13 protein-coding genes and 1 pseudogene are annotated in these 16612 nt (G+C 61.4%); 2 read left to right on the forward strand and 12 right to left on the reverse strand.

Annotation, left to right across the window (positions count from 1 at the left end; translation table 11 throughout):
• Positions 1–24: 24 nt before the first annotated feature.
• From mcpH to DMX11_RS12120, 3 genes and pseudogenes are all read right to left on the reverse strand, one after another.
• Positions 25–1098 (reverse strand): annotated as a pseudogene (gene mcpH, locus DMX11_RS26450) (methyl-accepting chemotaxis protein McpH); the annotation flags it as partial.
• A 180-nt stretch (positions 1099–1278) separates the two neighbouring features.
• Positions 1279–1581, reverse strand: coding sequence for a cell division protein ZapA (locus DMX11_RS12115; RefSeq protein WP_110744749.1), 303 nt, complete (start codon positions 1579–1581; stop codon positions 1279–1281).
• Entirely contained in the window at positions 1578–1808 is a 231-nt protein-coding gene (locus DMX11_RS12120) for a hypothetical protein (protein WP_110744750.1), read from the reverse strand. The genes DMX11_RS12115 and DMX11_RS12120 overlap by 4 nt, the downstream gene beginning before the upstream one ends.
• A gap of 276 nt (positions 1809–2084) precedes the next feature.
• Here DMX11_RS12120 and DMX11_RS12125 point away from each other — a divergent pair, with 276 nt between their 5' ends.
• Positions 2085–3710, forward strand: coding sequence for a methyl-accepting chemotaxis protein (locus DMX11_RS12125; RefSeq protein WP_110744751.1), 1626 nt, complete (start codon positions 2085–2087; stop codon positions 3708–3710).
• Positions 3711–3712: 2 nt separating this feature from the next.
• Here the strand turns inward: DMX11_RS12125 and DMX11_RS12130 are convergent, their stop codons facing one another.
• The gene (locus DMX11_RS12130) at positions 3713–4297 is read right to left on the reverse strand and encodes an RHS repeat-associated core domain-containing protein (protein WP_371921791.1); all 585 of its coding nucleotides are present in this window, start codon (positions 4295–4297) and stop codon (positions 3713–3715) included.
• Between the two features lie 231 nt (positions 4298–4528).
• Positions 4529–5629, reverse strand: a complete 1101-nt coding sequence (gbcB, locus tag DMX11_RS12135; protein ID WP_110744753.1) for a glycine-betaine demethylase subunit GbcB — start codon at positions 5627–5629, stop codon at positions 4529–4531.
• Positions 5630–5924: 295 nt separating this feature from the next.
• Between gbcB and gbcA the strand changes: the two genes are divergently transcribed.
• Positions 5925–7217 (forward strand): glycine-betaine demethylase subunit GbcA, encoded by a 1293-nt coding sequence (gbcA, locus tag DMX11_RS12145; RefSeq protein ID WP_110744754.1) that lies wholly within the window; start codon positions 5925–5927, stop codon positions 7215–7217.
• Positions 7218–7279: 62 nt separating this feature from the next.
• On the opposite strand, the gene DMX11_RS26455 is transcribed toward gbcA, so the two are convergent.
• From DMX11_RS26455 to DMX11_RS12180, 7 genes are all read right to left on the reverse strand, one after another.
• Positions 7280–8080 carry an RHS repeat-associated core domain-containing protein gene (locus DMX11_RS26455; protein WP_110744755.1) on the reverse strand — a complete coding sequence of 267 codons (801 nt, stop codon included), beginning with the start codon at positions 8078–8080 and terminating at the stop codon, positions 7280–7282.
• Between the two features lie 627 nt (positions 8081–8707).
• A complete protein-coding gene (locus DMX11_RS12155) occupies positions 8708–9478 on the reverse strand; it encodes an electron transfer flavoprotein subunit beta (protein WP_110744756.1) in 771 nt (256 codons plus the stop codon).
• A 10-nt stretch (positions 9479–9488) separates the two neighbouring features.
• Complete coding sequence (locus DMX11_RS12160; RefSeq protein ID WP_110744757.1) at positions 9489–10721, reverse strand: electron transfer flavoprotein subunit alpha/FixB family protein; 1233 nt, start codon at positions 10719–10721, stop codon at positions 9489–9491.
• The gene (dgcB, locus tag DMX11_RS12165) at positions 10721–12673 is read right to left on the reverse strand and encodes a dimethylglycine demethylation protein DgcB (protein WP_110744758.1); all 1953 of its coding nucleotides are present in this window, start codon (positions 12671–12673) and stop codon (positions 10721–10723) included. The genes DMX11_RS12160 and dgcB overlap by 1 nt, the downstream gene beginning before the upstream one ends.
• Positions 12674–12715: 42 nt before the next feature.
• Positions 12716–14776, reverse strand: coding sequence for a dimethylglycine demethylation protein DgcA (gene dgcA, locus DMX11_RS12170; RefSeq protein WP_110744759.1), 2061 nt, complete (start codon positions 14774–14776; stop codon positions 12716–12718).
• A 15-nt stretch (positions 14777–14791) separates the two neighbouring features.
• Positions 14792–15322, reverse strand: a complete 531-nt coding sequence (locus DMX11_RS12175; protein ID WP_012316656.1) for a DUF5943 domain-containing protein — start codon at positions 15320–15322, stop codon at positions 14792–14794.
• A 76-nt stretch (positions 15323–15398) separates the two neighbouring features.
• A complete protein-coding gene (locus tag DMX11_RS12180; protein WP_016497618.1) occupies positions 15399–16376 on the reverse strand; it encodes a dipeptidase in 978 nt (325 codons plus the stop codon).
• Positions 16377–16612: the final 236 nt, after the last annotated feature.

Here is a 16612-nt window from a genome sequence, read left to right on the forward strand (position 1 = left end):
CAGGCTGCGTTGGCTGTCCAGGAAGCGGTTGAAACCACGGGCCAGGTCACCCAGTTCATCCTGACGCGAATCGTCCAGCCGGTGGCTGAGATCACCCGCTCCACCGCCAATCTGAACCAATGCGGCGGTAACCCGGCGAATCGGCCGCACCAGGCCACGCGCCAGCAGTACCACCAACAGCAGTGACACCAACGCGACGGCGCCACCGATCAGGCTGGTCAGCCAGACGGCCTGATGCATTTGCGCGTAAATTTCCGACTCTGGCACTTCGGCCACAAGGGTCCAGTTAAGGTCGCGCAGCGGCAGGCCCAGCGCCAGGTAGCGCTCGCCGTCACGGCTGAAACGGCTGCTACGCAGGCTCCCCCCTCCGGCCATGACGTCTTTGGCTGCGTCCGCGCCAAGCTGCTCGGCAAGCTGGCGCTTACCACTGAAGGCAGCATCGGGATGCACCTGGATCAGGCCATCGTTGCGCACCAGAAACACCTTGCCGTGCTCGCCAAAGCTGAAGTCGTGGATCAGCTTGGATAACTCGGTCATGCGCAAGCCCATGCCGGCCACCCCCACCAGCTTGCCTTCCTTTTCCACTCGATAGTCGATAAACAGTGCCAGTTCGCCGGTGGCTCCATCGATGTCGATGTTGATGAACCGCTCAGCGCCGCTGTCGATGTACCCGTAAAACCACTTGTCCTTGGGGTTGCTGCGGCTGAGGGTGCGGTCCAGGCCCTTCTCGTTGTAGTAGTGGCCGGTTTCCGTCGAGGCGAACAGCGCAGTAAAGGCGTGGTTGCGCTGTTTGACGGCGTTCAGGTATTCGATGAACTGGGGTGCCTGCGCGGGATCTTCACCAGCAGCAAGCCAGTCGCGCAGCAGGGTGTTACCGGCGATGTCCGCGGCAGCGACCAACGGTTGGCCCAGCATGCGCTCGATGTCGTTGCGGATGGCTTCGATGCTGGCTGGCAGGGCAGTGTCGACCAGGTAGCGGTCGGTGAGGCGGTTGAGCGCCACGGTGAAGATAATGACCACCACCAGGATGCTCGCCAGCAGGGCAGCGCCCATGCTGGTGATCAATTGCCACTGGATGCTCTTGCGCCAGATACCCATGCCCTACCCCCCGCAACATTATTGTTTTGCGGAAAGTGTATACACTTGCGTATCCAGTTAATCCAGTGATCTGAAGCAATCAGATGCACCCTGTAGGAGCGGGCTTACCCGCGAATGCGATGTTGAAGCCACCGACGCTTTCGCGGGTAAACCCGCTCCTACACGGGACGGTGTGCGGTCTTATTGCTCTGCAATGGTCCGCACGATGGCATCCACCGTGGCATCGATCTGCGCTTGGGTGCGCGCCAGCGTCTGCTGATGTTCCTTTTGCAGCTCAACCTGCTTGGAGCAAAGGTTGAGGGCAGCCAGCACCAGCAACTTGTCACCGATCAAGGTCGGGTACTGGCGCTTGGTCTCGTTAAGGGCAGTGTTGAGCATCCGTACCGCCTGGGCCAGGGTTTCTTCCTGGCCTTCGGGCGCCTTGATCGAATAGTCGATGCCGAGAATCGACACGACATTGATCGGCTGCTCTTGCAGTCTCATGCGCCGACAACGCCCGCGCTGGCGCGATCAACCAAGGCCTGGATGCGCGCTGCGGTAGCGCCGTTCTTCTCTTCCTGCTCCATCAGCGAGAGCTGCAGGGTTTCGTTTTCTTCCTTGGCCTGGGCCAGTTCCTGGCCGAGGGCGGTGTTCTGCTCGGTGAGTTGAGCGTTCTTCTGCATCAGGTCGCTGACCAGTTGCTCGATTTGATTCAGGGAAGCTTCCAGCATGGGTCTATCTCAGGTTGTTGCGAGGGGCGCACACGATAAAGAAAAGTGCGGCCCATCGCCATTAAAAATCGGATTCACAAGGTGTCTGGCCCGCAGATTGACAGGGTAATCACCCCCTTGTTCCGACCTGGGTCAACCGCCGGTCAGGAAATGGTTAGCTACCTCACAATTTTGACAGCAGGTACTCAAGACTGGCCGGTCACGACCGATAGCCCGGCAAGTCCCATTTCGTCGCACTTCACTCACGTTCTTTTCCCTGCCTGGATCCCTTCTTCAATGTCTCTACGCAACATGAATATTGCCCCGCGCGCGCTGCTCGGCTTCGCGCTAATCGGCCTGCTGATGCTCGGCCTTGGTATCTTCTCGCTGGTGCAGATGGGCAACATCCGCCAGGCCGGCGTGGTTATCGAGCAGGTCAGCGTGCCGAGTATCAAGATCCTCGACGAGCTCACCGCGCTTAACCTGCGCATGCGCACCCTCTCCTACCGCCTGCTGCTCAACCGCGAACCGGAAACCCTGCGCGACACCCTTGCCTTGCTGGACCAGCGTAACGCCCAGATCGACCGCGCACGCCAGGCCTACCTGCCGATGATCGGCGCCGCTGACGAACAGGCTGCATTCGACCAGTACGGCCAGTTGCTCAACCAGTACCGCCAGCTGGAATCGCGCATGCGCAGCCTCAGCCAGGCCGACCGTACTGCCGAATTGCGCGATCTGCTCAACCGCGACCTGCTGGCCAACTCCGAGCAGGTCAACAAGGTGATGGACACTTTGGTGCGCATCAACACCGACCAGACTCGCGCCACCAACGAAAAGGCCGCCAGCCAGTACGCGGCCGCCTTCGCCTTGGTGATCGGCCTGCTGGTCGCGGCCACCGTGCTGACTTTCCTCTGCGCGTTCCTGCTGACCCGCAGCATCGTCAAGCCCATCGAAGAAGCGCTCAAGAGTGCCGAGCAGGTCGCCGACGGTGACCTGACCCACGTCATCCGCGCCGAAGGCACTGATGAAGCGGCCCGCTTGTTGCGCGCCATGGCGCGCATGCAGGACAAGCTGCGTGACACCCTGCAACAGATCGCCGGCTCCGCCACCCAATTGGCCTCGGCGGCCGAAGAGCTGAATGCGGTCACCGACGAAAGTGCCCGCGGCCTGCAGCAACAGAACAACGAAATCGAACAAGCCGCCACGGCCGTTACGGAAATGACCAGTGCTGTGGAAGAAGTGGCGCGCAATGCCGTGAGCACTTCCGAAGCGTCCAGCGAGGCCAGCCGCTCGACCGGCGATGGTCGCGACCTGGTAATGGAAACGGTCGGCGCCATCGAGCGCATGAGCGGTGATGTGCAGGCTACGGCGAAACTGATCACCCACCTGGCCGAGCAATCGCGTGATATCGGCAAAGTGCTGGATGTGATTCGAGGGCTGGCCGACCAGACCAACCTGTTGGCGCTGAACGCTGCCATCGAAGCGGCGCGTGCCGGTGAAGCGGGCCGTGGCTTTGCCGTAGTCGCCGATGAAGTGCGCGCGCTCGCCCATCGTACCCAGCAGTCGACCAGTGAAATCGAGCGGATGATCGGCAGCATCCAGGGGGGTACCGAAGAAGCGGTTGAGTCGATGCGCACCAGCACCGAACGCGCCGAATCGACGCTGAACATCGCCCGCGGTGCGGGCATGGCGCTGGACACGATTGCCGGGGCGGTAGCGCAGATCAACGAGCGTAACCTGGTGATTGCCAGCGCGGCGGAAGAACAGGCACAGGTGGCGCGGGAAGTGGACCGCAACCTGGTGAACATCAATGACTTGTCGGTGCAGAGCGCTACCGGTGCCCATCAGACCAGTGCGGCGAGTGCAGAGCTGTCGCGGTTGGCGGTGGACCTTAATAGTTTGGTGGCGCGGTTCCGCACCTGAGCCTAAAAGGCACTGCTATGCCGCCTTGATGAGTGCCCCTCCCGAACTTGCGTGACCTGCGACACAGGAGGGGCACTATTGACATGCGAGAGCCCATTTGGCGGTAGGATCCCCGCTATCATGGGCCTGACTTTATGCATGACAAAATAGTCAACAGCCTTACGGCCAAAGAAGAAGCCGATATCAACTGTCGCGCTTCCCATTTTTACAGCAAAGCTTGCCGCGTTGACCCAGTTAGCACCCGGCACTCCCGCCGCAACCATCACTACGCCGACCTTCTTTACCCACTTGTTCCTATCGTCTAGCCGCTTCAGCCCCTTAAGATTGGACATAGACGCTTTGACACGTTTTCCAAGCCAAACAGTGTTCGCAATGACCTTGGGGACGCTGTATTGGCCAGTGGGGTCCACTCGGTTGACAGGATTCCCATGGCAGTAAGCGTATGCATTGATTCCTCCCCGCGAGAAGGGACTTAGCCGATCCGCGCTGAGAAATCGCATTAATGCTGGGCTGTACATACGCCTGCCTTTTCCGAGCAGATAATTACTGGTAGCGCTGTCACGCAGTTCAGCATTGAATGCGATCATGGCAGCGCCATTGTCATGAACTACACCATAAGGGCTATATGCGCAGACCCTACGGCCAGCATTGGGCAGGAATGAGCTGGATAAATGGAGATGCAATATTCCTTCGTCCACCATGCCCCCCCCTGTTTTGTAGAGCATATTCTATAGCCAACGGCCCCTCATGATTACTGACAGAAATGACAGGGCGCAAAGGGGTTAGCGAGGTACCTGTCGGGGCCCCGCTATCTGGAATCAGTAATCGATCCGCACATCCCCTTTCGGCACGCTGCAGCACGACAGGATGTAGCCCTCGGCTTCATCCTCTTCGGTAATGCCGCCGTTGTGCTCCATTTCTACTTCGCCGCCCAGTTTGAGCACCTTGCAGGTGCCGCAGATGCCCATGCCGCAAGCTTTGGGGATCATCAGGCCAACTTTGGCTGCAGCAGCATGCACGGTCTCGCCCGGGGCAACGCGGATGCTCTTCTCGCTGCCGATGAACTCCACCAGGTTGAGGTCGGAAACATCCAGCTCAGGTGCATCGGCGGCCTGCTCGGCGTGCTCCACCGCATCGGCCTTGGCCTCTGGAGGTGTGGCACCGAACGACTCCTCGTGATAATTCTTCATGTCGAAGCCGACCGCTTCAAGCATGCGCTTGACCGCCGTCATGTACGGCGTCGGGCCACAGCAGAACACAACGCGCTCCATGTAGTCGGGCGCAATCAACTCCATCAGCCGCTGGTTCAGGTAACCGCGGTAACCCGCCCACGGCTCACCCAGCCCGTGCTTCTCGCAAATGATGTGCAGGCTGAAGTTGGGGATGCGCGACGCCATCTGTTCCAGCTCGCGATGGTAAATGATGTCTTTCGGCGAACGGGCGCTGTGAACGAACACCATGTCGACGTTGGCATTGGTGTCGTAGAACCAGCGCGCCATCGACATTACCGGGGTAATACCGACACCGCCCGACAGGTACAGCACCTTGCCAGCAGGGAAGTCGATGGCGTTGAACAGCCCCACCGGGCCGTGCACCGGCAGCTCGGCGCCTTCGTGCATGGTGTCGTGGAGGAAGTTCGACACCAGGCCACCCGGCACACGCTTGACGGTGATCGAGAAGCTGTACGGCACCGATGGCGAGCTGGAAATGGTGTATGAACGCATTACCGGCTTGCCTTCGATCTCCAGCTCCAGGGTGACGAACTGCCCTGGTTTGAAGAAGAACAAGATTGGCTGGTCGGCCATGAAGCAGAAGGTGCGCACGTCCCAGGTCTCCTGGATGACCTTGACGCAGCGCACGATGTGGCGGCCGTTGGCCCAGGTCTGGGTAGTGACCGGATTGAGGAAGGTATCGGACATGTTCATCTCCAGCAGCCGACTATCGGGCTTTTTATGGCTTGGATAATGCGCAAGCTGAGAGCGACGTACATTCCTGCCAGCGACATCGGCGTGCTTATCGCGACCAGCCCCGCGATACAAGGGCTGGCGCGTCGTTATTCAAATCGGCCATGTCGTCCATGGATACGGTTCGCGGCGTCTTCGGACGCACACTCCACGGCAAAACAACATGCTGTTTTCTGACAAGCAGCCTTGCGGCACCACCACAACGATTAGCCACCTTTTGCCGGCCGCACACGGCCCCGAGGAATACACGATGGACGTCACCGCAACCCTGAGCCTGGGCGATCCACTGGAACCTGCACGCAAGGCCACCGCCGAGATGCTGCAGACCCGCGAGCGAACCTACTCGCTGCCCCAGCCTTTCTACACCGACGAGCGTCTGTTCCAGATCGACATGCAGGAGATCTTCCACAAAGAATGGCTGATCGCCGGCATGACCTGCGAGATCCCGGCGAAAGGCAACTACATCACCCTGCAGATCGGCAAGAACCCGATCATCGTTATCCGTGGTGCCGAAGGTAAGGTGCACGCCTTCCACAACGTCTGCCGTCACCGCGGTTCACGCCTGTGCGTCAGCGACAAAGGCAAGGTGGCCAAGCTGGTCTGCCACTACCACCAGTGGACCTACGAACTGGACGGTCGCCTGCTGTTCGCCGGTACTGAGATGGGCGCCGACTTCGACATGAAGGAATATGGCCTGAAGCCAGTGAACGTGAAGGTGGCCGGCGGCTACATCTTCATCAGCCTGGCGGAAAACCCGCCCGCCATAGACGAGTTCCTGGCCACGCTCGAGCACTACATGGAACCGTACGACATGGAGAACACCAAGGTGGCGGTGCAGACCACCTTGATGGAAAAGGCCAACTGGAAACTGGTGCTGGAAAACAACCGCGAGTGCTACCACTGCTCCGGTTCGCACCCGGAACTGCTGCAAACCCTGCTGGAATGGGACGATACCAACGACCCGCGTGCCAGCCAGGAATTCAAGGACCACGTGGCCGCCTCCGCCGCTGCCTGGGAAGCCGAGAAGATCCCTTACCTGCACAAGAGCCACGGCCTGCGTAACCGCATCGTGCGCATGCCGCTGCTCAAGGGCACCGTGTCGATGACCATGGACGGCAAGCAGGCTTGCCAGAAACTGATGGGCCGCATCAAGAACCCGGACCTGGGCTCGATGCGCATCCTGCACCTGCCGCACTCCTGGAACCACTGCATGGGCGACCACATGATCGTGTTCACCGTATGGCCGATCAGTGCCCAGGAAACCATGGTCACCACCAAGTGGCTGGTGCACAAGGATGCCGTGGAAGGCGTCGATTACGACCCGGAACGCATGCGCAAGGTGTGGGACGCCACCAACGACCAGGACCGCCGCCTGGCGGAAGAGAACCAGCGTGGGATCAACTCCACCGCGTACCAGCCCGGCCCGTATTCGAAGACTTACGAGTTCGGTGTGGTGAACTTCATTGACTGGTACAGCGGGCGGATGCTGAACAACCTGGGAGCAGAGCCGGCGGCCTACTTGAAAGAAGTGCAGGCTCAGTAAACAAAAACGCCCTGCCGCAAAGGATGCACTTTGCTGCAGGGCATAACCCCATAGCAGATGGCTCACTGTGACTGGCTACGCTGTCGCCGTATAGCCAGCGCTTGTGGAGGCGGCGGAGCACCAGCATTTCCCCGCATTCGTAATCTTACATTGAGGTCATACTTGATAGTCTGATTCGAAGGGGGCACGGGTGGCCCACCCGTTGGAGTGACAACATCCAGCATGAACTCGTGCGGCATTGGCGCCGCGGCTAAGCCTCCCGTCATCAAATTCCAATTCGTCTTGATCTGATTCAACGGGTGGCTCCCCGGCCCAATCGCTGCGTTGATCGCTCGTGTGAGCGTTGCTGCAGCACTGACTGCAGTACCCACGTTCGCGCCAAAAATAGCGCTCGGCACCCCTGCGTACAATGCCGCGGAGCTTCCTAAGCTCAGTATGGAACCGAAGGTGCTCACTCGAGTGGCATTAAGGCCTATCCAAGTTTCAGGGGTAGGTCCGAGAAAGTTATAAGCAATCGTCGCTCCGTTCGACAGCATACCTAAACCACGCAGCAGCAAGCTCCCAAGATCAATATGGCCACTGGGATCGACTCGGTTAACCGGATCACCAGCGCAATACGCATAACCGTTCACCCCCCCTGCCCCAAAAGGGCTGAAGGAGTCTGGGGCTTGAAACCGCATCAATGCCGGGTTGTAGGCACGATAACCGTTACCCAAGTGATAGCAACCCGTGAACGGGTCTCGCCGCTCGCCGTTGAACGCAAGTACACAACCTCCACGATGCGTTCGATAGCCATAGGGTGAGTATCCGTTGACAACTGCAGGCATGAGAGTCATGTGGATAACTCCTGGAGTGGGGTCCATGGAGGATATCTAGCCGCCGCGTGCTCAAACACTGGCAATTCTGTCAGTGCCGGCAGGTATCAATCGGATTAAAGCAGATGGTCAATTTTTGATCAAAACTACGGAGCCCTTGTTGTTAAAGGGCTACAGTGCACTCCGTACAACTTGTCCACAGAGACACTAACAGACTTTGTGAGCAAAACACGGAGCCGACAACTGTCGTTCTGTGGATAAGCGGTTCAAAGCGCTGATCATCAGGAATCCGAGACTTCTGACCCATCTTGATCGTTTTTTAATCATTTCTCCGCAAGCCACGCCCTACGCGTACTCCAGCTAGTGCCCAACAGATTATCCACAGAGCAGCTAACAGCGATTGTGGGCAACCCGAGCTGGAGGCATGTATATCCGTGGCTGACGAGCGGTGTAATGGGTCCGGTAAGGACTTATGCACAGGTAGAGTGCGCGTTTGGCAGATCGGGACGCCTTGGTGGAAACGGGCTTGTCCCGTGGCGCAGGAGACCCAGTGCCTGGCACCGGCTGCGCCGGTGTTGGCGGGGGGCGGGGCATGCCCGCCCCCACTCGGTCACTGGAAAATCAGTAATTTAGCGTTGGTCCAGGAGAACGCCTTGCCGGGGAGTGCATGAGCCTTTAGCGCAGCACGCCCTCTTCCACCAATAGCTTGAGGATGGCTTCGGCGCCTTCCTGTGGCGAAACGTCCTTCAACACCTTACCCCCACCGCCGCTGGCCTTGGCCGTTGCGGCCTTCATCCGGTCGGCACCGCTCTTGGCCTTGATCACCTTCAGGCGTTTGGGCCGTGGGCGGGCCGGTTGCAGCTCGGCTTCGGCCAACAGTTCATCTTCGACGATGTCCACATTACGGGCCGCCAATACCCCCCGGCGCGCAGGCCCGAAGGCACTCTGGCGCGGCTTGGGTGCCGCGTTATCCACAGTCGCCAGCAACGGCAGGCGCACCTTCAAGCGACGTCGCTGACCACGTGGCAAAGCCTGCAGTACCTGGGCGGTGCCGTTGTCGATCGACTCAACTTCGGCCAACCCCACAATCAGTGGCCAGCCCAGCTTTTCGGCCAGCAAGAAGGGCAACATGCCCGACCCCTCGCCAGTCTCGGCCTGGCTGCCGGTCAGCACCAGCTGGGCCCCGGCGTCGCGCAAATAATCGCCCAGCACGCCCAGCACATCGGCGCCGGCCGGTTGCTCCAGCACGTCCAGGTGCTCCAGGCCCATGCCCAGGTAGGCGCGCAGCGCCTCTTCCCGTGGGTCCCCGGCATGCACCACCTGCAAGTTATCCCCAGCCAGCTGCAAACCCAGCTCCACGGCGCGGGCATCCTGCTCGGCGCGGCGGGCGCGGCCGGAGCTAGGGTGGGCACCGATGGAAACCAGGCTGATCACTTTCGTACTCATGCTCGTGCCCTTATGCCGCGTCGCGCTGGCCACCGCTGCGGAAGTTGTCCACAGCCTCGATCAGCGCCTTGAGAATCGCCGAGCTGTCGCCAATCACCGACAGGTCAGCCCGTTTGATCATGTCGCAGCCCGGGTCCATGTTGATCGCCACCACCTTGTCGCAGGCACCGATACCCTGCAGGTGCTGGATCGCGCCCGAGATACCCACAGCCACGTAGACACGCGCGGTAACCCAGGTCCCGGTAGCCCCCACTTGGCGGTTGCGGGGCATGAAGCCGTCGTCCACCGCCACCCGCGAGGCACCTTCGGTAGCGCCGAGGGCTGCGGTGGCCTGGTGGTACAAGTCCCAGTCCTTGACCCCGTTGCCGCCCGAGACGATGAATTCGGCCTCGGCCATGGCAATGGTGGCTGGGTCGACGGCCACCGAGCCAAGGTCCTCGATACGCGTCAGGCTGCGCGCCACGCTTGTGGACAACTCCACCGGCAGCGCTTCGTGGCGGGTCTCGCTGACCGGCTCGGCACACTCCGCCGCTGCCAGGATCAACCGTGGCACAGCGCGCTGCAGATCCTGCTGGCCAGCACCGGCACGGCCAATGCATTGGCCGTCCTTGACCTGCCAGACCCGCGTCGCCGGGCGTTCGCCCAGCGCTGCGCCCAGGCGCCGGCCCAGTTCGCCGCCACCGCTGCGGCTGTCGGGCAGCAGCCAGTGGCGCGGCGTGAACTGGTTATCCACAGCCCGCAGGCCTTGCACCAACTGCTCGGGTGCGTAACCGTCGAAAGCCTCGCCTTCGATGACCAGCAGGCGGTCGACGCCGGCTGTGGAAAAGTTACTTTCCTTGTGCTCGCCAAATACCACCGCCAGCACTGCACCGTCGCTGCCAGCCAGGCTATGGGCCAGGCCGAGCAGGTCGCGGTCGTGGCTGCTCAGGCGGCCACCGACCATATCTGGTACCACGGCAATGTAGAACGCCGGGGCCGGCACCTGGTGCAGCGGCAGCTTGACCTCGGCCGCCGCCGTGCGCCGCCCGCCGACACCGGTACCCTGCTGGGCACCGCTGCGGTCGATGCGCTTGATGCCGGCCGGGCCGATGAAGCCTGCGGCGATCGCATGAGGGTTCTTGCGGATGAGGCCGTTGGGCCCCATCCAGCGGGTCTGTTGCGTCTGCAGGGCCGCATGCAGCGGATGCAGGCGGTTACGGGCGATCCACTCGGCGCGTGGGTCGCGGCGGATAATGTCGCTCATCAGTGCACCTCCGCAGGTTCACGTTTAGCCGTTTGCGGCTTTGGGACGGCGGGCGTGTCCTCTTCGATCAGCACATCGGCCACCAGCTCGGCCAGGTCCTTGATCTGCGGGCGTGGTTCGACCACGCCTTCGAGCATGGCGGTGCACTGTGGGCAACCCACGGCCACCAGCTCGGCTTCGGTTTCGCGTATGTCGTCCATGCGCATGTCGGGGATACGCTGCTTGCCCGGGATGTCGGTGATCGGCGCGCCGCCACCACCGCCGCAGCAACGGGAACGGAAGCCCGAACGCTGCATCTCGCGCACTTCGATACCCAGCGCCTTGAGCACCGCACGCGGCGCTTCGTACTCGCCGTTGTAACGGCCCAGATAGCATGGGTCGTGATAGGTGACACTACCGCCCTTGTGCTGGCCCAGGTTCAGTTTCCTGGCCGCGATAAGCTCGGCGATGTAGGTGCTGTGGTGCTGCACCTGGTAGTCGCCGCCCAGGGCGCCGTACTCGTTCTTCAGCACATGAAAGCTGTGCGGGTCGCAGGTGACGATGCGCTGGAACCTGTACTTGGCCAGGGTCTGGATGTTGCGCTTGGCCAGTTGCTGGAATGTCGCCTCATCCCCCAGGCGCCGCGCCACGTCGCCGCTGTCGCGTTCTTCCAGGCCGAGCACGGCAAAGTCCACGCCCGAGGCCTTCAGCACCTTGACGAACGAGCGCAGGGTGCGCTGGTTACGCATATCGAATGCGCCATCACCGACCCAGAACAGCACCTCGGTGGTTTTCACCTCCGACAGCAGTTGCAGGTTGAGGTCGGCGGCCCAGTTCATGCGCCCGCCAGGGGCGAAGCCGCCAGGGTTGTCGGTAGCGATGAGGTTGTCCAGCACCTCGGCACCCTTGTTCGGGGTGGCGCCCTTTTCCAGGGTGAGGTGGCGGCGCATGTCGACGATGGCATCGACATGCTCGATCATCATCGGGCATTCCTCTACGCAGGCACGGCAGGTGGTGCACGACCACAGCGTTTCGGCATCGACCAGGCCATTGACGATCGGCTGGTGCGGATTGCCGCCGTGCTCGCCGATTGGCTTGCCGGGGTAAGGGCTGCCGGCGAACTGGGCATCAGTGCCGCCGGCCAGGCCGATGACCATGTCCTGGATGAGTTTTTTCGGGTTCAGTGGCTGGCCGGCAGCAAACGCCGGGCACATGGCTTCACATTTACCGCACTGTACACAGGCGTCGAAGCCGAGCAGCTGGTTCCAGGTGAAGTCCACCGGCTTTTCCACGCCCAGCGGCGCATTCGGGTCTTCCAGGTCCAGCGGCTTGAGACCAGTGGAGCGGCCGCCGCCGAAGCGCTCGGCACGGCGGTGCCAGGCCAGGTGCAAGGCACCGGCGAAGGCATGCTTCATCGGCCCGCCCCAGGTCATGCCGAAGAACAGTTCCGACACGCCCCACAACACGCCCAGGCCAAGCACGGCCACCATGACCCAACCACCGGCGTTGGCCGGCAGGATGCCGGCAACCGGCAGGGTGGCGATGAAGAAGCTCGCGGCGAACACCAGCAAGCTTTTCGGCAGGCGCATCCATGGGCCCTTGGACAGGCGCGCGGGCGGGTTGAGGCGACGTTTGAAGACGAAGATGGCCCCAGTGAACATGATTACAGTGGCCACCAGCAGCGCATAACCGAGGATCTTGCTCTGCAGGCCAAAGCCATGCACCAGGATCGCCAGCGCCGCCGACAGCACGAAGCCGCCGGCAGTGGCCACGTGGGTCTTGGACATGTACTTGTCGCGCTCGACCACGTGGTGCAGGTCCACCAGGTAACGACGCGGCATGGCCAGCAGGCCGCCGATCAGGTCGACCTTGGAGGCCCGGCCACGCCGCCACATGCGCACCCGGCGCAGGGCGCCGAGCACTGCCAGGCCAAGGGCAGCGAACAGCAAGATGGGTAGAAGGGTGTTCAACATGGGAGGCTCCCACAGGGGTCTACGGCGTTTAGGCGCGCTGGATCAGAAATCCTTGCACAGGCGCAAGGCGTCGTAGATCGCCGCATGCACGTTGCGCTGGGCCACACAGTCGCCGATGCGGTACAGCAGGTAGCCTTCGCCCGGCTGGCTGAGGATCGGCTGTGGCTTGATGGCGAACAGCGCCTCCACGTCGATCTGGCCCTTGTTGCGCGAACCTTCCTTGAACGCGTAGTACAGCTCTTCGTCAGGTCGCACGCCGTTCTCCACCACTACCTGATCGACCACGCGTTCTTCCTTGGCGCCGGTGTACTCGTTCTCCAGCACCGCCACCAGCTTGTCGCCTTCGCGGTAGACCTTTTCCAGCATCATGTCGCCGGTCATGATCACTTCTTTGGGGTACATGCTGCGGTAGTAGGTCGGGAAGGTGGTGCCGCCCATGGCCACGCCCGGCTTGATATCGTCGGTGACGATCTCGACCTGGCTGCCCTTGTCGGCGATGAAGTCCGCCACCGACATGCCGGTGAATTCGCAGATGGTGTCGTACACCAGCACGTTCTTGCCAGGCGCGACCTTGCCGTCGAGCACGTCCCAACTGCTGACCACCAGGCCTTCCGCAGCGCCCCAATGCTCGTTCTGCTCGAGGAACGAATGCCCGCCCACCGCCAGCACGATCACATCCGGGCGCAGGTCCTGAATGGTCGCTACGTCGGCAGCGGTACCCAGGCGCAGGTCAACCTTCAAACGCGCCAGCTCCAGCTGGTACCAGCGGGTGATACCGGCAATCTGATCACGCTGCGGCGCCTTGGCGGCAATGGTGATCTGCCCGCCAATCTGGTCTTTCTTCTCGAACAGGGTCACGTCGTGGCCACGTTCGGCGGCCACGCGGGCCGCTTCCATGCCGGCCGGGCCTGCGCCAACCACCACCACCTTGCGCTTGACGCCGGTAGTCTTCTCGATGATGTGCGGCACACCCAGGTATTCACGGGAGGTCGCGGCGTTCTGGATGCACAGCACATCCAGGCCTTGGTACTGGCGGTCGATGCAGTAGTTGGCACCGACGCACTGTTTGATCTGGTCGATCTGGCCCATCTTGATCTTGGCGATCAGGTGCGGGTCGGCCATGTGCGCACGGGTCATGCCGACCATGTCCACGTAGCCGCCTTCAAGGATGCGCGTAGCCTGGTTCGGGTCCTTGATGTTCTGCGCATGCAGTACCGGGACCTTGACCACCTCCTTGATGCCGGCTGCCAGGTGCAGGAACGGCTCCGGCGGATAGCTCATGTTCGGAATGACGTTGGCCAGGGTGTTGTGGGTGTCGCACCCCGAGCCCACCACGCCAATGAAGTCGAGCATGCCGGTGCCGTCGTAATACGCGGCGATCTGCTTCATGTCCTCGTGGCTGAGGCCATCAGGGTGGAACTCGTCGCCACAGATACGCATGCCCACGCAGAAGTCGTCACCGACTTCGGCGCGCACGGCTTTCAACACTTCCAGGCCGAACTTCATGCGGCCCTCGAAGGTGCCGCCCCACTCGTCGGTACGCTTGTTGACCCGTGGGCTCCAGAACTGGTCGATCATGTGCTGGTGCACTGCCGACAGCTCCACGCCGTCCAGGCCGCCCTCTTTGGCACGCCGCGCAGCCTGCGCATAGTTGCCGATCACCCGCCAGATCTCTTCCACCTCGATGGTTTTGCAGGTGGCGCGGTGAACGGGTTCACGGATACCCGACGGCGACATCAGGGTCGGCCAATTGAAGCCGTCCCAGCGCGAGCGACGGCCCATGTGGGTAATCTGGATCATGATCTTGGCGCCATGCTTGTGCATGGCGTCGGCCAGGTTCTGGAAGTGCGGGATGATGCGGTCGGTCGACAGGTTGACCGATGCCCACCACTCCTGCGGGCTGTCGATGGCTACCACCGACGAGCCGCCGCAGATCGCCAGGCCGATGCCACCCTTGGCCTTTTCTTCGTAGTACTTCACGTAGCGGTCGGTCGTCATGCCGCCGTCAGTGGCGTAGACCTCGGCGTGCGCGGTGCTGAGCACACGGTTGCGGATGGTCAGCTTGCCGATCTGAATCGGCTGGAACATTGCTTCGAATGCCATGACGCTATCTCCGGCTTACAACGGCTTTGTAACGAACAGGCCATCTTCGTGGCCTTCTTCCGAACCGCCGTAGACCTGTTCGGCCACGGTGCGGATCGAGCTGCCGCGGGCAGCGAGGATCTGGTCCATGGCGCCGGCAAACCAGCCGGTGAACATGTAGTCGACCTTGCGGCCACACTTGCCATACACGTACACGAACGCCGAGTGCTTGAGCTTGACGCTGCAAGTACCTTTGTCCAGGTCGATGTCCTGGATTTCAAACAGGCCCCAGCCACGCTGGCTCAGGCGCTTCATGTAGTGCTCGAACACCGCCACGCCCTCCAGGCCATGGCACTCGGCCTCTTTTTCACACCAGTGCCAGGCAGATTTGTAGCCAGCCTTGTAGAGGATCTCGGCATAGGCGTCGGCGCCCAGCACTTCTTCGATGCCCATGTGGTTGTTGACGAAGAAATGGCGCGGCACATACAGCATCGGCAAGGCGTCGCTGGTCCAGACACCGGTCTCGCTGTCGACTTCGATTGGCAATTGCGGGGCGATCTTGGCCATGGAAACTCAACTCCATAAAAATTTTATTTAGGTGCCCCGGCGTTGCTGGCAGGGGCTTTCAGGCTTGGAGAGCGGCTTATTCGCCCCACACGTCCTTGAGGACGTTGACCCAGTTCTCGCCCATGATTTTGCGCACCACGCGCTCGGAATGGCCGCGCTTGAGCAAGGTTTCGGTGAGGTTGGGGAATTCGCCCACGGTGCGGATGCCCAGCGGGTTGATGATCTTGCCGAAGTTGGTCAGACGGCGGGCGTAGCCCTTGTCGTGGGTCAGGTACTCGAAGAAGTCCTGGCCGTGGCCCTGGGTGAAGTCGGTACCGATCCCGATGGCGTCTTCACCGACGATGTTCATGGTGTACTCGATGGCTTCGGCGTAATCGTCGATGGTCGAGTCGATGCCCTTGGCCAGGAACGGCGCGAACATGGTCACGCCAACGAAGCCGCCGTGGTCGGCGATGAACTTCAGCTCTTCGTCCGACTTGTTGCGCGGGTGCTCTTTCAGGCCAGATGGCAGGCAGTGCGAGTAGCACACCGGCTTTTTCGATTCGAGGATGACTTCTTCGGAGGTCTTGGAGCCGACGTGGGACAGGTCGCACATGATGCCGACGCGGTTCATTTCCGCGACAATTTCGCGGCCAAAGCCCGACAGCCCGCCGTCACGCTCGTAGCAGCCGGTGCCCACCAGGTTCTGGGTGTTGTAGCACATCTGCACAATGCCTACGCCCAGCTGCTTGAACACATCCACGTAAGCGATCTGGTCTTCGAACGCATGGGCGTTCTGAAAGCCGAACAAGATGCCGGTCTTGCCCAGTTCCTTGGCTTTACGGATGTCGGCAGTGGTACGCACCGGCATGACCAGGTCGCTGTTGTCGCGGATCAGCTTCTGGCTGGCGGCGATCTGGTCGACAGTTGCCTTGAAGCCTTCCCAGACCGACACCGTGCAGTTGGCCGCAGTCAGCCCGCCTTTGCGCATGTCCTCGAACAGCTCGCGGTTCCATTTGGCAATGATCAGGCCGTCGATGACGATGCTGTCGGCGTGAAGTTCGGCTGGGCTCATCAGGCTGTCCCCTTTTATCGAATGGTTGGCGCCAAACCTTGTGCCGGCGCTTTGGGGCCAGCATATGCCTGTGCCCAAAGGCGCCCCGATGCAAAAACGACAGGGGGTTTGCCGAAAGCGTCAACGCGCGACAACACGGCCTCTGGCACGCTGCCTGGGGATGAGAGACAGTCTCGTTACCGACGTTTCTGGCCGCTTTATGAACATTTCGTCAGAGAGCTACCGCCTTGCCCTCG

The sequence above is a fragment of the Pseudomonas sp. LB-090624 genome, from assembly GCF_003205205.1.
Taxonomy (GTDB): domain Bacteria; phylum Pseudomonadota; class Gammaproteobacteria; order Pseudomonadales; family Pseudomonadaceae; genus Aquipseudomonas.

Coding starts and splice junctions, on each gene's coding strand:
- DMX11_RS12115 (WP_110744749.1), bottom strand. CDS start 1,581: ATGAGACTGCAAGAGCAGCCGATCAATGTCGTGTCGATTCTCGGCATC.
- gbcB (WP_110744753.1), bottom strand. CDS start 5,629: ATGTCCGATACCTTCCTCAATCCGGTCACTACCCAGACCTGGGCCAAC.
- dgcA (WP_110744759.1), bottom strand. CDS start 14,776: ATGGCATTCGAAGCAATGTTCCAGCCGATTCAGATCGGCAAGCTGACC.
- DMX11_RS26455 (WP_110744755.1), bottom strand. CDS start 8,080: ATGGACCCCACTCCAGGAGTTATCCACATGACTCTCATGCCTGCAGTT.
- DMX11_RS12180 (WP_016497618.1), bottom strand. CDS start 16,376: ATGAGCCCAGCCGAACTTCACGCCGACAGCATCGTCATCGACGGCCTG.
- DMX11_RS12160 (WP_110744757.1), bottom strand. CDS start 10,721: ATGAGCGACATTATCCGCCGCGACCCACGCGCCGAGTGGATCGCCCGT.
- DMX11_RS12155 (WP_110744756.1), bottom strand. CDS start 9,478: ATGAGTACGAAAGTGATCAGCCTGGTTTCCATCGGTGCCCACCCTAGC.
- gbcA (WP_110744754.1), top strand. CDS start 5,925: ATGGACGTCACCGCAACCCTGAGCCTGGGCGATCCACTGGAACCTGCA.
- DMX11_RS12130 (WP_371921791.1), bottom strand. CDS start 4,297: ATGATCGCATTCAATGCTGAACTGCGTGACAGCGCTACCAGTAATTAT.
- DMX11_RS12120 (WP_110744750.1), bottom strand. CDS start 1,808: ATGCTGGAAGCTTCCCTGAATCAAATCGAGCAACTGGTCAGCGACCTG.
- dgcB (WP_110744758.1), bottom strand. CDS start 12,673: ATGTTGAACACCCTTCTACCCATCTTGCTGTTCGCTGCCCTTGGCCTG.
- DMX11_RS12175 (WP_012316656.1), bottom strand. CDS start 15,322: ATGGCCAAGATCGCCCCGCAATTGCCAATCGAAGTCGACAGCGAGACC.
- DMX11_RS12125 (WP_110744751.1), top strand. CDS start 2,085: ATGTCTCTACGCAACATGAATATTGCCCCGCGCGCGCTGCTCGGCTTC.